The sequence below is a fragment of the Streptomyces sp. NBC_00440 genome, from assembly GCF_036014215.1.
GTDB lineage: Bacteria > Actinomycetota > Actinomycetes > Streptomycetales > Streptomycetaceae > Streptomyces.
The window spans coordinates 4640061-4652500 of record NZ_CP107921.1 but is presented as its reverse complement, the minus strand read 5'-3'; the positions used below and the strand labels follow the sequence as shown (position 1 = coordinate 4652500).

Here is a 12440-nt window from a genome sequence, read left to right as displayed (position 1 = left end):
GACAGTGTGCGGCTCTCCCTTCTCACCTATCCGGCGCTGATGGCCGCGGACATCCTGGCGTACTCGGCCGACGAGGTTCCGGTCGGTGAGGACCAGACGCAGCATGTCGAGCTGACCCGGGATCTGGCCGTGCGGTTCAACCAGCGGTACGGGCACACCTTTGTGGTACCGAAGGCCATTGAGCCCGCGGTGGCCGCGCGGGTCATGGACCTTCAGGACCCCACGTCGAAGATGGGGAAGTCGCACGCCTCGGGTGCGGGGATCGTCTATCTCCTGGACGAACCCGCTGTGGTGCACAAGAAGGTCATGCGGGCCGTGACCGACAGCGGTTCGGAGGTCGTCTACGACCGGGCCGCGAGTCCCGGGGTCGCCAATCTGCTGGAGGTGCTGGGCGCCTGTACGGGGGAGGAGCCCGGAGCGCTCGCCGGGACGTACGCGTCGTACGGGGCGCTGAAGAAGGACGCGGCCGACGCGGTGGTCGAGCTGCTGCGGCCGCTCCAGAAGAGGCATACGGCACTGGTCGCCGATCCCGGGTATCTGGAGGAGGTCCTCAGGCGGGGCGCCGCGCGGGCACGGGCGATGGCCCGGCCCACGGTCGATGCCGCGTACCGGGCCATCGGGCTGCTGGAGCCGTAGCCGTCGCCGGCTGGGGGTGGCGGGTCAGCCGTTGCCGGAGGCCAGTTCGCGGCTGCGGTCGCGGGCTGCCTCCAGGGCGGCGATGAGAGCGGCCCGTACGCCGTGGTTCTCCAGCTCGCGGATCGCGTTGATCGTGGTGCCCGCCGGGCTGGTGACCGCCTCGCGCAGTTTCACCGGGTGTTCGCCACTGTCCCTGAGCATCACGGCAGCGCCGATGGCAGCCTGCACGATCAGGTCGTGCGCCTGGGCGCGCGGCAGGCCGAGGAGGATTCCTGCGTCGGTCATCGCCTCGACCAGGTAGTAGAAGTACGCCGGGCCGGAGCCGGAGAGTGCGGTGGCCGCGTCCTGCTGCGTCTCCGGGACGCGGAGGGTCTTGCCCACACCGCCGAAGATCTCATCGGCGTGGACCAGGTGTGCCTCCGTCGCGTGGCTGCCGGGCGAGATGACGGACATCGCCTCGTCCACCAGGGCGGGGGTGTTCGTCATGACCCGGACGACCGGGGTGCCGGCGGCGAGGCGCTCCTCGAAGAAGGAGGTGGGGATGCCGGCGGCGCCACTGATGACCAGGCGGTCCGCGGGGACGTGGGGGGCGAGCTCGTCCAGGAGCTTGCCCATGTCCTGCGGCTTCACCGTGAGGATGAGGATGTCGGCTCGCTCGGCCGCTTCCTGGTTGGTGACCGGTTCCACGCCGTAGCGGGTACGGAGTTCTTCCGCTCGGGCAGGGCGGCGGGTGGTGACGAGGAGGTTGGCGGGGGGCCAGCCCGCGCGGAGCATTCCGCTCAGGAGGGCTTCGCCGATCTTGCCGGTGCCTAGGACTGCGACTGTCTGGGCCATGGCTCTGTTCACCTCGCCGGTTGGGGCTTTCTGCCTGTCCGTCTGTCTGTCTCTTCCGTTCCCGGGTCATCCTTGCATCGGGGTGGTGGGTGGGCGCGGGGGTGTCCGACGGGTGGTACGTGGGGGGGCGGTCTCCCCTCGGACTCCCCCTGTTACGTCGTCCGGCGGCGCAGTGTTGCCGCGCCCAGGGTCAGGACCAGGAGTGCGCAGCCTCCTACGATCCCGATGTCGCGTACGAACGTCGTCGTTACCGCGCTGTGGTGCATGACCTGGTTCATCGCGTCCACCGCGTACGACATCGGCAGCACGTTGGAGAGGCCCTCCAGGAGCGGCTGCATCTGGTTCCGTGGGGTGAACAGGCCGCAGAGCAGCAGCTGGGGGAAGATCACCGCCGGCATGAACTGGACTGCCTGGAACTCCGAGGCCGCGAACGCCGAGACGAACAGGCCCAGCGCCGTGCCCAGCAGTGCGTCCAGGAGGGCGACCAGGAGCAGGAGCCAGGGGGAGCCCGTGACGTTCAGGTCCAGGAGCCAGACCGAGAGGGCCGTGGCCAGGGCGGACTGGACGATGGCCAGGAGGCCGAAGGCCAGTGCGTACCCGGCGATGATGTCGGCCTTGCCGATCGGCAGGGACAGCAGGCGCTCCAGGGTGCCGGACGTGCGTTCGCGCAAGGTCGCGATGGAGGTCACCAGGAACATCGTGATCAGCGGGAAGATGCCCAGCAGCGACGCGCCGATCGAGTTGAACGTCTGCGGGGACGCGTCGAACACGTACCGCAGCAGCGTGATCATGACGGCGGGGATCAGCAGCAGGAGCGCGATCGTGCGGGGGTCGTGGCGCAGTTGGCGCAGGACCCGGCTGGTGGTGGCGAGGGTGTGGGTGACGTTCACCGGGCCCTCTTCCGTGCCGCGTCGACCAGGTGGAGGAAGGCCGCCTCGACCGTCGGGGCCTGGGTGCGGGTGCGCAGTTCGTCCGGGGTGCCTTCGGCCAGGATCTCGCCCTCGCGCATGAGGAGCAGGCGGTGGCAGCGCTCCGCCTCGTCCATGACGTGGGAGGACACGAGCAGGGTGGTGCCGTCGTCGGCCAGGCGGTGGAACAGGGCCCAGAGGTCTCTGCGCAGCACCGGGTCCAGTCCTACGGTCGGTTCGTCCAGGACCAGGAGTTCCGGACTGCCGAGCAGGGCCACGGCCAGGGAGACTCGGCTGCGCTGGCCGCCGGAGAGGCTGCCCGCCAGGGCGGTCGTGTGCGTGGTCAGGTCGACCTGTTCGATGACGCGCGGGACGTTGGCGCGGGCGCCGAGGATCGATGCGAAGTAGTCCAGGTTCTGCTCGACGGTGAGGTCGTCGTAGACGGACGGGGCCTGGGTCACATAGCCGATACGACTTCGCAGCGGGGCGGCGCCCGCCGGGTGGTCCAGCACCGTGAGGGTGCCGGTGACCTTGGCCTGGGTGCCGACCACCGCCCGCATCAGGGTGGACTTCCCGCAGCCGGACGGGCCGAGCAGACCGGTGATCCGGCCGCGGGGGACGGTGAAGTCCAGGTCGCGCAGGACGGTTCGCGAGCCTCGGACCACGGACAGGCCCCGGGCGTCGATGGGGGGTGGCGGTGCCGCCGGGTGGTCCGGTGCGCAGCTCGGAGATTTATTCATCACGTGGTGAATAATTCTCCCGCCGGGTTGGTTCCGTCAAGGGACGTCGCCTGCCGGGGTGCGCGTCCGCCGGGTGCGCTGTCGCCGTCAGCGGATCGCCACGCAGAGGTCGACCGCGTACGCCTCGCTCACCATGCCCTGCGGGAAGAGGTCCCTCAGGACGGTGCGCTCCTGGTCGGCGAACTCCCTGGTGGCCTCCTCCCCCGCGACCAGGAACACGGAGTGGCTGGCCAGATTGGCGAGGTGGGTGTCGATGGAGACCTCGCGGGTCCAGTGGACGGTGCGGTCGGCGAAGTCCAGGCCGCCGGTCTGGAGTGTCCGCGCGGCCGTGCCGTGCGCGCCGAGCACGATGTCGGAGCCGCCGAAGAAGCGCTCGATCCTGTTCTTCTGGTCGGCGATCCACTGCACCCCGTGGTCCGCGATGTTCCACCAGAGGGCGAGCGCGCCACCGGGACGCAGGACGCGCATCGCCTCGGGTGCCGAACGGGCCGGGTCCGTCCAGTGCCAGGCCTGGGCGTACGTGATGAAGTCCGCCGACGCGTCGGCGAGCGGGAGGTTGTTCCCGTCGCCGCGCACCACCGGTACGCCGGGCAGCGTGCGGCGGAACTGTTCCGCCATGCCGTCGCCCGGCTCGACCGCGACGATCCGGGCGCCGCGCTCATGGAGGAGGGCGCTGGCTATACCCGTGCCCGCGCCGACGTCGGCGACCCGGGCGCCGGCCAGCGGGCGCCCCGCGAGTTCTTCGACGGCGTCGAGGAGGGCGGGCGGATAGGACGGGCGGTTCGCCGCGTAGGCGGCTGCTGCCGCGTTGAAGGAGTGGGCGCGTGAGGTGGTTGTCATACGCCAATTCTGCGCGCACCTCAGGGTTTTGGCTCCCACGTCGGGGGTGCGTCAGGGGCATCCCCCATAGCCTTCGGCAGGTTCGCGGCGGACCGTTGAGGCATGACGCAGAACCTTGGAAAGTCCGGGTCGGAGATGTCCGGATCCGAGCAGCGCAGCCTGGCCGTCGCCTCCGCGACGCTCGGGCCGTGGCGGTCCGCCGCGGCCGTCGGCGCGATGGGTGGCGCGGTCTCGTTCGGGATCGCGGCGCTCGCCGAGGGGGTGGGGGCGCACGCCGTGACCACCGCGGTCTCGGTCGCGCTCACGCTGTTCTTCATCGTGGGCGGCGCGGGGGCCGCGCTCGGCGGGCGGCAGGCGGCGCGGGTCGACCAGCGGATCAGGCGGTGGTCCGCCGCGCATCCCTGGCGGGTCGCGGCCGTGCCCGCTGTGCTGATGGCTGTCAGTGACGTTGTGGTGCGCCAACTGCTCGGATCGGAAAGCTTTTTCAGCAGTTTGGGGGACGCGGTGTGGCGCGGTGTTGTCGTCGGTGGAGTCGTGGGGCTTGTGGGGAGGTTCGGGGGGCGGCGGGGGTGAGAGCCGGTCCGGGGTACGGGTGACTGCGCTGGTTGCCGGTCCGGTTCCGGTGGCTGCTCCGGCTTCGGGGGAGGTCAGTTCGCCGGTTTCCGTACGGCCGTGAGGTTGATGACGTACTCCTCCCGCACTCTGCCCTCCGGGAAGATCCGCAGCAGTTCCGCCCGCTCGTCCGCCAGGGCCCGGGCCGCCTTCTCCTCGGGTGCGGCTGCCACGTACGAGCGGCTGCTCAGCTGGGCGATGTGGGTGTCGATGTCCACCTCGCGCGACCATTGCAGGCGTCGGAAGGCCGGGGTCAGGCCGTCGTACAGGGTCTTGATGATCACGGGGGCCTTCGGCGCCGTCCCGTAGCGGTAGTACTCGGGGAGCCGCTTCTTCAGCCGCGCCTCCTGGTCGGCGGCCCAGCGGACGGACGGGTCCGGGACGTTCCACCAGAGGGCCAGTACCCCGCGCGGCTTCAGGACCCGCAGGGCTTCGGGGACCGAGCGGGTCGGTTCCGTCCAGTGCCAGGCCTGCGCGTATGTGACGAAGTCGGCGCAGCCCGAGGCGAGCGGGAGCGCGTCGCCCACGCCCTGCACCAGCGGCACACCGGGGAGGGCGGAGCGCAGCTGTGCGGCCATGCCGGGGCCCGGTTCGACCGCCACCACCTCGGCGCCGCGGTCCCGCAGCAGTCCGGTGGCGATGCCCGTGCCCGCGCCGACGTCGACCACGTACGCGCCCTTGAGCGGGCGGTGCGCCATCGCTTCCACGGCGTCGAAGAGCTCGGGCGGGTATCCGGGGCGCGCTGCGGCGTACTGGGCGGCGACCGGGTCCGAGGACAGTGCGAGTTCCGTCATATCTGACATCTTCGTGGCGGACGGCCGCAGGGAACAGAGGCAGGGGCGGGGGGAGACAGGGGGCCGGCCAGGCAGCAGGGCATGGGGCAATGGGGCACAGATGGGCTCACGCCCCGGGGTTCCTGGATGGCGGGGTCCCCGGAGGGCGGGCCGGGTGCGTGCGTCCTCAGCCGCGCTTGGACTTCGGCTTCCTGCGGGCTGCCGGGTTTCCGGCGCGGGCTCCCCGGCGCTTCTCGTACGCCGCGGCGGCCGTCTCGTACTCGGTGCGGCGCAGTTTCTCGCCGGGGGCCTCGGTCAGGGAACGGATGAAGTACGCCAGGAGCGAGCCGATGAAGCCGATCGCCTTCAGGCTGCGCAGGGATTCCTCGCGGGCCGGATCGGCGGGGCGGCGGCGGAAGCCGTCCCAGGTGCGGGCGAAGGCGACCGCGCTGCAGACGGCGAAGACGGCCACGAAGAGGGCGGAGGCGAAGCTGCCGATGTCGGCGGTCTGCACACCCTGGTAGGCGAGCCGCGTCACGAAGCACGCGGCGACCGTCGTGACCAGCGCGCCGGCCGCGACCGCGGCGCGCCGCAGCCCGTATCCGCTGTCGCGGCCGACCCAGGTCGTACCGAAGAAGCGGATGGTCTCGGGCTGCGGCCCGCCGGGCGTGCGGTCCTGGCCGGTCCGGCCGGCCCTGCCGCCCGGAGCGGCGGTCTTCGCGGTGCCGTCGCCGTTGTCGCCGTTCTCGCCGTTGTCGCTCACGGGCCCGATTATCCCTCTATCCCTCGCTGCCGGGCGGCGGACGGCCGCCGGGGTCCAGCGGGTGTGGTTCGAGCCGGTGGAGTCCACGCGGGCCCGGTGCGGTTGTTCAGCCGCAGTGGGTCCATGGGCTGGTGTACGTGTACGTACCGACACCGGCCTCGATCATGCCGCCCCACTGCACGCAGGAGTGGACGGCCTTGAGCCGCACCGGGCCCGCGTACGAGGAGAACGTGCCCTGGTCCTTGGCCTGGCCCTTGCCGTCGCCCTGGACGTCGATCCAGGCCCCGGTGGGCAGGGCCATGCCCGCGGTGGCGCGGCTGTGGTCGGTGACGACGCAGTTGTAGCCGGTCGTCGCGTTGTAGAGGAGATGGACGCGGGCGAATTCGACCCGCCCGTTGGTGAAGGTGTGGGAATCGATCTCCCGGTAGCCGGAGCCGCAGATGCTCGCCGGTGTGGCGGCGGGTGCCACGGCGGGCACTGCGGCGGGCGCGGCAGCGGGTGCCGCGGTCGCCGGGACGATCCCGAGCGCCGCGAGGCCTCCGACGGCTGCCGCGATGACGGCCGGCCTCTGGATGAACCGGCGGATGAGCCGGGGGACGGACCGGCGGACGGACCGGGCGGTGGACTGGTGGGTGGGCTGAAGCGTGGGCTGACGGGTGGGCCGGCAGATGGGCTGACGCATGGTGCCCCCAATGGTGACCAAGGCAGGGAAGGGGGCAGCGTAACGCACCGGCCCGGACACACACAGTGACGAAAAGGTGTGGGTCCGGGCCGGCAGGCGGGTCGGTGCGGCGGGTCAGCCGAGCTTCGAGACGTCCCTCACGGCGCCGCGGTCGGCGCTGGTCGCCATCGCCGCGTACGCCTTCAGCGCCTGCGAGACCTTGCGTTCGCGGTTCTTCGGGGCGTACACGCCGTTCAGTGCGGCGCGGCGGGTCGCCAGCTCCTCGTCGGAGACCAGCAGCTCGATGGAGCGGTCCGGGATGGCGATGCGGATGCGGTCGCCGTCCTCGACGAGCGCGATGGTGCCGCCCGCTGCCGCCTCGGGCGAGGCGTGTCCGATCGACAGGCCCGATGTACCGCCGGAGAAGCGGCCGTCGGTGACCAGGGCGCAGACCTTGCCGAGGCCGCGGCCCTTCAGGAAGGACGTCGGGTAGAGCATCTCCTGCATACCGGGGCCGCCCCTGGGGCCCTCGTAGCGGATGACGACGACGTCGCCCGCGGTGATCTCCTTGCGGAGGATCTTGTCGACGGCCTCCTCCTGGGACTCGCAGACCACGGCCGGGCCCTCGAAGGTCCAGATCGACTCGTCGACGCCGGCCGTCTTCACGACGCAGCCGTCCACGGCCAGGTTGCCCTTGAGGACCGCGAGGCCGCCGTCCTTGGAGTACGCATGCTCGACGTCACGGATGCAGCCGCCGGCCGCGTCCGTGTCGAGGGTGTCCCAGCGCTCGGACTGCGAGAAGGCCTCGGCGGAGCGGACACAGCCGGGGGCCGCGTGCCACAGCTCGACCGCCTCGGCCGACGGGGAGCCGCCGCGCACGTCCCAGGTCTTCAGCCAGTCGGCCAGCGACGGCGAGTGGACCGAGTGCACGTCCTCGTTGAGCATCCCGCCCCGGTACAGCTCACCGAGGATGGCGGGGATGCCGCCGGCGCGGTGCACGTCCTCCATGTAGTACGTGCCGCCGGGGGCGACGTTCGGCGCGACCTTGGACAGACACGGGACGCGGCGCGAGACCTCGTCCATCTCGGCCAGGCCGTACGGCAGTTCGGCCTCCTGTGCGGCGGCGAGGAGGTGCAGGATCGTGTTGGTCGAGCCGCCCATGGAGATGTCGAGCGCCATCGCGTTGTCGAAGGCGGCGCGGGTGCCGATGGCGCGCGGCAGGACGGTCTCGTCGTCCTGCTCGTAGTAGCGCTTGGCGATCTCCACGACCGTGCGGCCCGCGTTCTCGTACAGCGCCTTGCGGGCGGTGTGGGTGGCGAGCACCGAGCCGTTGCCGGGGAGCGCCAGGCCGAGGGCCTCGGTCAGGCAGTTCATCGAGTTGGCCGTGAACATGCCCGAGCAGCTGCCGCAGGTGGGGCAGGCGTTCTCCTCGATACGGAGGATGTCCTCGTCCGAGACGTTCTCGTCGACCGCGTCGCTGATGGCGTTGATCAGGTCGAGCTTGCGGACCGTGCCGTCGACCAGGGTCGCCTTGCCGGCCTCCATCGGGCCGCCGGAGACGAAGACCGTGGGGATGTTGAGGCGCATGGCGGCCATCAGCATGCCCGGGGTGATCTTGTCGCAGTTGGAGATGCAGATCAGGGCGTCCGCGCAGTGTGCCTCGACCATGTACTCGACGCTGTCCGCGATCAGGTCGCGCGAGGGCAGGCTGTAGAGCATCCCGCCGTGGCCCATCGCGATGCCGTCGTCCACGGCGATCGTGTTGAACTCGCGGGGCACCGCGCCCGCCGCCTTGATCGCCTCGGAGACGATCCGGCCGACCGGCTGGAGGTGGGTGTGGCCCGGGACGAACTCGGTGAACGAGTTGGCGACCGCGATGATCGGCTTGCCGATGTCCTCGCTCGCTACGCCCGAGGCTCGCATGAGGGCACGGGCGCCCGCCATGTTGCGGCCGTGGGTGACTGTGCGGGACCTCAGCTCGGGCATCGTGGCTCGCTCCTTAGGCAGATGTGACTGCCGTCGAGCGTACGCCTGCCCTCCAAGATCCGGACGCCTCGTCCGGATTACGGGACGGACGGGGGGACGGTTCACGGGGCGGGAGGAGCCTGCCACGGGCCGCCCGCGGCCTCACTCCGTCAGGTACCTCTGCAGCGTCGGGGCGACCATCGCCACGATGTCGTCCACCTCGGCCGACGCCATCGGCTCCACCTCGATCACGTACCGCATCATCGCGATGCCGATCATGTGCGAGGCCGCCAGCTCCGCCCGGAACTGCGGGTCCGGTACGTCGAGGTCCGCCGCCACCCGGCCGAGTACGCGCTGGAACACGAAGCCGCGCAGTACCTTCCCCGCCGCCTCGTGCGTCAGTGCCGAGCGGATGATCGCCAGCAGCGGGGTGCGGGTCGCCGGGTTCTCCCAGGCGCCGAGGAAGGAGCGGGCCAGCCGCTCACCGATGCCGTCGGGGCCCGCTTCGAGCAGCGAGGTCACGAGCTGGACGGGCTCCATGGTGACCTCGATCGCCGCCTCGAAGACCTCGTCCTTCGTACCGAAGTAGTGGTGGACGAGCGCCGGGTCGACCCCCGCCGCCTTCGCGATGGCGCGTACGGAGGTCTTGTCGTACCCCCGCTCGGAGAACTCCCTGCGGGCCGACTCCAGGATGCGTTCCCGCGCACCGCCGCCCTCGGCCGCCCGGTCACGCGGCGGGCGGCCCCTGCGACGCGCGGGGGCGGGACCGGGCGCGGGGGCGGACTCGGCGCCGGTGGGGGCGCCGCTGTCGCCGCCGGCCGGGCCGGGCCGGGGTGTCATGGGTGGCGGACCCGGGTCGCCAGGTGGAGGCGGGTGAAGGCGAGGGCCTCCGCCAGGTCGGCCTCGCGCTCCGCCGTGGACATCGCGCGGCGGGTGTTGACCTCGATGACGACATGGCCGTCGAAGCCGCTGCCCGCGAGCCCTTCGAGCAGCTCGGCGCAGGGCTGTGTGCCGCGGCCCGGCACCAGGTGCTCGTCCTTGCCGGAGCCCCGGCCGTCCGCGAGGTGCACATGGGCCAGCCGCGGGCCCATCCGGCCGATCATCGCCATCGCGTCGGTACGGGCGGTCGCCGTGTGCGAGAGGTCGGCCGTGAAGTGGCGGTAGTCGTCGCTGGTGACGTCCCAGTCGGGGGCGTACGCGAGCATCTCGCGGTCCCGGTAGCGCCACGGGTACATGTTCTCCACGGCGAACCGCACATCGGTCTCGTCCGCCATCCGCCAGATCCCGTCGACGAAGTCACGGGCGTACGAGCGCTGCCAGCGGAAGGGCGGGTGGACGACGACGGTGGAGGCCCCGAGCCGCTCGGCGGCCGACCTGGCGCGCTGGAGTTTGGTCCAGGGGTCGGTGGACCAGACCCGCTGGGTGATCAGCAGACACGGCGCGTGTACGGCGAGGACCGGCATCCGGTAGTGGTCGGAGAGTCTGCGCAGCGCCTCGATGTCCTGGCTGACGGGGTCCGTCCACACCATGACCTCGACGCCGTCGTAGCCGAGGCGCGCGGCGATCTCGAAGGCCGTCGCCGTCGACTCCGGATACACGGATGCCGTGGACAGCGCGACCTTCGCATCCGGGATGCGCACCACTGGTTCTGCCACGGAAGACAGCGTACGGGCCGCGCCCGGGGACCTTCGTCCGGATCCCGGGCGGATCGGGACGAGGTCCTACCTGACCGGCAGGTGGTCGAGGCGGCGCAGGATGACGCCCTCGCGCAGCGCCCAGGGGCAGACCTCCAGCTCCTCGACCCCGAGCAGGTCCATCGCACCCTCCGCGACCAGCGCTCCGGCGAGGAGCTGGGGGGCGCGGTCGGCGGAGACCCCGGGCAGCCGGGCGCGCTCCGCCGAGGTCATCGCGGCGAGCTTGGGGACCCAGTCCTCAAGTGACTTACGACTCAGTCCGCGCGGCACGTACGGGCCGTCGCCGGAGCGCGCGGCGCCCGCGATGCGCGACAGCTGCTTGAAGGTCTTGGAGGTCGCGACCACCCGGTCCGGCCTGCCGAAGCGGGTGAACTCCCCGACGGTCCTGGCGATCTCCGCGCGGACATGGCGGCGCAGCGCCCTGACGTCCTGCGGGTCGGGTGAGTCGTCCGGCAGCCAGGCGTGGGTCAGCCGGCCGGCGCCGAGCGGCAGCGAGACGGCCGCGTCGGGGTCCTCGTCGATGCCGTACGCGATTTCGAGGGAGCCGCCGCCGATGTCGAGCAGCAGCAGCCGGCCAGCGGACCAGCCGAACCAGCGGCGGGCCGCGAGGAAGGTGAGCCGGGCCTCGTCGGCGCCGGTGAGGACCTGGAGGTCGACGCCGGTCTCGTCGCGCACCCGGGTGAGGACGTGGTCGGCGTTGGTCGCCTCGCGCACGGCGGAGGTCGCGAACGACAGGACGCTCTCGGCGCCCTTGTCCTCGGCGGCCTGGAGCGCGTCGTTGACGGTGGCGACCAGCCGGTCTATGCCCTCGGGGCCGATCGCTCCCTCGCTGTCGAGCAGTTCGGCCAGGCGCAGCCCCACCTTGTGCGAGTGCGCGGGCAGCGGTCGGGCGCCGGGGTGGGCGTCGACCACCAGCAGGTGGACCGTGTTCGAACCGACGTCGAGGACTCCGAGTCTCATGGACGGAACGCTACTGGGCGCGGGCAAGCGGGTGGCTGTCCGGGCTGATGGGGGCGGTGTCCCCGCACTGTCCCCGTACGCTGGGTGCGTGCCAAAGACGAAAAAGGCGAAGCCGGGCAAAGCCACCAAGCAGCCGAAGCCGAAGAGTGCCCAGAAGAGTAGCGACGAGCGCAATAGTGACGAGCGCGTCAATGACGAGCAGGGTCTGGACTTCGCCCGGGCCTGGGTCGAATTCCCGGACCCCGCCGATGACGAACAGGTCTTCCGCTGCGACCTGACCTGGCTCACCTCGCGGTGGACCTGCATTTTCGGCAGCGGCTGCCAGGGCATCGAGGCGGGCCGCGCCGACGACGGCTGCTGCACGCTGGGGGCGCACTTCTCGGACGAGGAGGACGAGCAGCGGGTGGCCGGTCATGTGGAACGGCTCACGCCGGACCTCTGGCAGTTCCACGACGTCGGTACGGAGACGGGGTGGGTCCAGCTCGACGAGGACGGGGAGCGCCAGACACGGCGCTGGGAGGGTTCCTGCATCTTCCAGAACCGGCCCGGGTTCGCGGGCGGCGCGGGGTGCTCGCTGCACATCCTGGCGCTGCGGGAGGGCAAGGAACCGCTGGAGACGAAGCCGGACGTCTGCTGGCAGCTGCCGGTCCGCCGGACGTACGACTGGATCGAGCGGCCCGACGATTCGCGGGTGCTGCAGATCTCCATCGGCGAGTACGACCGGCGCGGCTGGGGTCCCGGCGGCCACGACCTGCACTGGTGGTGCACGTCGGCGACGTCCGCGCACGGCGCGGGTGACCCGGTCTATGTGACGTACCGGCCGGAGCTGATCGAGCTGATGGGCGCACCGGCGTACGACCGCCTGGTGGAGCTGTGCGAGGAGCGGGTCGCGGCGCTGCTCCCGATGGCCCCGCACCCGGCCGACCCTCGGTAGGACCGGCAGCGTCCGAGCCAGGGCTGGTTCGCGGGCCGGCCCTGGTTCGCGGCCGGTCCTGGTTTCCGGCCGGTCCTGGTTTCCAGAGCGGCCGGACCGCTGGTTTCCGGGTACGGCTTT

At 71.6% G+C, this 12440-nt stretch carries 13 protein-coding genes and 1 pseudogene (1 of these 14 only partly in view); 3 read left to right on the top strand and 11 right to left on the bottom strand.

Features of this window, described 5'->3' with window-relative positions; genetic code table 11:
• Window positions 1-636: the 3' portion of a tryptophan--tRNA ligase gene (gene trpS / locus OHB13_RS20955; protein WP_328378122.1), read on the top strand. The gene continues 360 nt to the left of window position 1, outside the view; only the last 636 of its 996 coding nucleotides appear in the window; its start codon lies beyond the left edge, outside the window; its stop codon occupies window positions 634-636.
• Between the two features lie 24 nt (window positions 637-660).
• Here the strand turns inward: trpS and proC are convergent, their stop codons facing one another.
• The 4 genes and pseudogenes from proC to OHB13_RS20935 all read right to left on the bottom strand — a co-directional run bounded on the left by proC (window position 661) and on the right by OHB13_RS20935 (window position 3958).
• Window positions 661-1470, bottom strand: a complete 810-nt coding sequence (gene proC, locus OHB13_RS20950) for a pyrroline-5-carboxylate reductase (protein ID WP_266854618.1) — start codon at window positions 1468-1470, stop codon at window positions 661-663.
• Window positions 1471-1622: 152 nt separating this feature from the next.
• The gene (locus OHB13_RS20945) at window positions 1623-2360 is read right to left on the bottom strand and encodes an ABC transporter permease (protein WP_328378121.1); all 738 of its coding nucleotides are present in this window, start codon (window positions 2358-2360) and stop codon (window positions 1623-1625) included.
• 235 nt (window positions 2361-2595) lie between these two features.
• Window positions 2596-3118 (bottom strand): annotated as a pseudogene (locus OHB13_RS20940) (ABC transporter ATP-binding protein); the annotation flags it as partial.
• 87 nt (window positions 3119-3205) lie between these two features.
• On the bottom strand, window positions 3206-3958 hold the full coding sequence (locus OHB13_RS20935; RefSeq protein WP_266854623.1) for a class I SAM-dependent methyltransferase: 753 nt from the start codon (window positions 3956-3958) through the stop codon (window positions 3206-3208).
• A gap of 102 nt (window positions 3959-4060) precedes the next feature.
• Here OHB13_RS20935 and OHB13_RS20930 point away from each other — a divergent pair, with 102 nt between their 5' ends.
• Complete coding sequence (locus tag OHB13_RS20930; protein ID WP_266854624.1) at window positions 4061-4531, top strand: hypothetical protein; 471 nt, start codon at window positions 4061-4063, stop codon at window positions 4529-4531.
• Between the two features lie 74 nt (window positions 4532-4605).
• On the opposite strand, the gene OHB13_RS20925 is transcribed toward OHB13_RS20930, so the two are convergent.
• The 7 genes from OHB13_RS20925 to OHB13_RS20895 form a co-directional block, all read right to left on the bottom strand.
• Entirely contained in the window at window positions 4606-5364 is a 759-nt protein-coding gene (locus OHB13_RS20925; protein WP_323183753.1) for a class I SAM-dependent methyltransferase, read from the bottom strand.
• A 166-nt stretch (window positions 5365-5530) separates the two neighbouring features.
• On the bottom strand, window positions 5531-6106 hold the full coding sequence (locus OHB13_RS20920; RefSeq protein ID WP_443062962.1) for a hypothetical protein: 576 nt from the start codon (window positions 6104-6106) through the stop codon (window positions 5531-5533).
• 106 nt (window positions 6107-6212) lie between these two features.
• Window positions 6213-6788, bottom strand: coding sequence for a hypothetical protein (locus OHB13_RS20915; RefSeq protein ID WP_328378119.1), 576 nt, complete (start codon window positions 6786-6788; stop codon window positions 6213-6215).
• Between the two features lie 114 nt (window positions 6789-6902).
• On the bottom strand, window positions 6903-8753 hold the full coding sequence (gene ilvD / locus OHB13_RS20910) for a dihydroxy-acid dehydratase (protein ID WP_328378118.1): 1851 nt from the start codon (window positions 8751-8753) through the stop codon (window positions 6903-6905).
• Between the two features lie 141 nt (window positions 8754-8894).
• A complete protein-coding gene (locus OHB13_RS20905; protein ID WP_328378117.1) occupies window positions 8895-9572 on the bottom strand; it encodes a TetR/AcrR family transcriptional regulator in 678 nt (225 codons plus the stop codon).
• Window positions 9569-10387 (bottom strand): sugar phosphate isomerase/epimerase family protein, encoded by an 819-nt coding sequence (locus tag OHB13_RS20900; RefSeq protein ID WP_266854633.1) that lies wholly within the window; start codon window positions 10385-10387, stop codon window positions 9569-9571. Before OHB13_RS20900 ends, OHB13_RS20905 begins: the two co-directional genes overlap by 4 nt.
• A gap of 66 nt (window positions 10388-10453) precedes the next feature.
• Window positions 10454-11386 carry a Ppx/GppA phosphatase family protein gene (locus tag OHB13_RS20895; protein WP_266854635.1) on the bottom strand — a complete coding sequence of 311 codons (933 nt, stop codon included), beginning with the start codon at window positions 11384-11386 and terminating at the stop codon, window positions 10454-10456.
• 88 nt (window positions 11387-11474) lie between these two features.
• On the opposite strand from OHB13_RS20895, the gene OHB13_RS20890 reads away from it, so the two are divergent.
• Window positions 11475-12320 (top strand): hypothetical protein, encoded by an 846-nt coding sequence (locus OHB13_RS20890; RefSeq protein ID WP_328378116.1) that lies wholly within the window; start codon window positions 11475-11477, stop codon window positions 12318-12320.
• Window positions 12321-12440 lie beyond the last annotated feature (120 nt).

Bases quoted from the DNA above. Each gene is read 5' to 3' on its own strand.
- OHB13_RS20925 (WP_323183753.1), bottom strand. From the start codon at position 5,364: ATGACGGAACTCGCACTGTCCTCGGACCCGGTCGCCGCCCAGTACGCC.
- OHB13_RS20915 (WP_328378119.1), bottom strand. From the start codon at position 6,788: ATGCGTCAGCCCATCTGCCGGCCCACCCGTCAGCCCACGCTTCAGCCC.
- OHB13_RS20930 (WP_266854624.1), top strand. From the start codon at position 4,061: ATGACGCAGAACCTTGGAAAGTCCGGGTCGGAGATGTCCGGATCCGAG.
- ilvD (WP_328378118.1), bottom strand. From the start codon at position 8,753: ATGCCCGAGCTGAGGTCCCGCACAGTCACCCACGGCCGCAACATGGCG.
- proC (WP_266854618.1), bottom strand. From the start codon at position 1,470: ATGGCCCAGACAGTCGCAGTCCTAGGCACCGGCAAGATCGGCGAAGCC.
- OHB13_RS20935 (WP_266854623.1), bottom strand. From the start codon at position 3,958: ATGACAACCACCTCACGCGCCCACTCCTTCAACGCGGCAGCAGCCGCC.
- OHB13_RS20895 (WP_266854635.1), bottom strand. From the start codon at position 11,386: ATGAGACTCGGAGTCCTCGACGTCGGTTCGAACACGGTCCACCTGCTG.
- OHB13_RS20905 (WP_328378117.1), bottom strand. From the start codon at position 9,572: ATGACACCCCGGCCCGGCCCGGCCGGCGGCGACAGCGGCGCCCCCACC.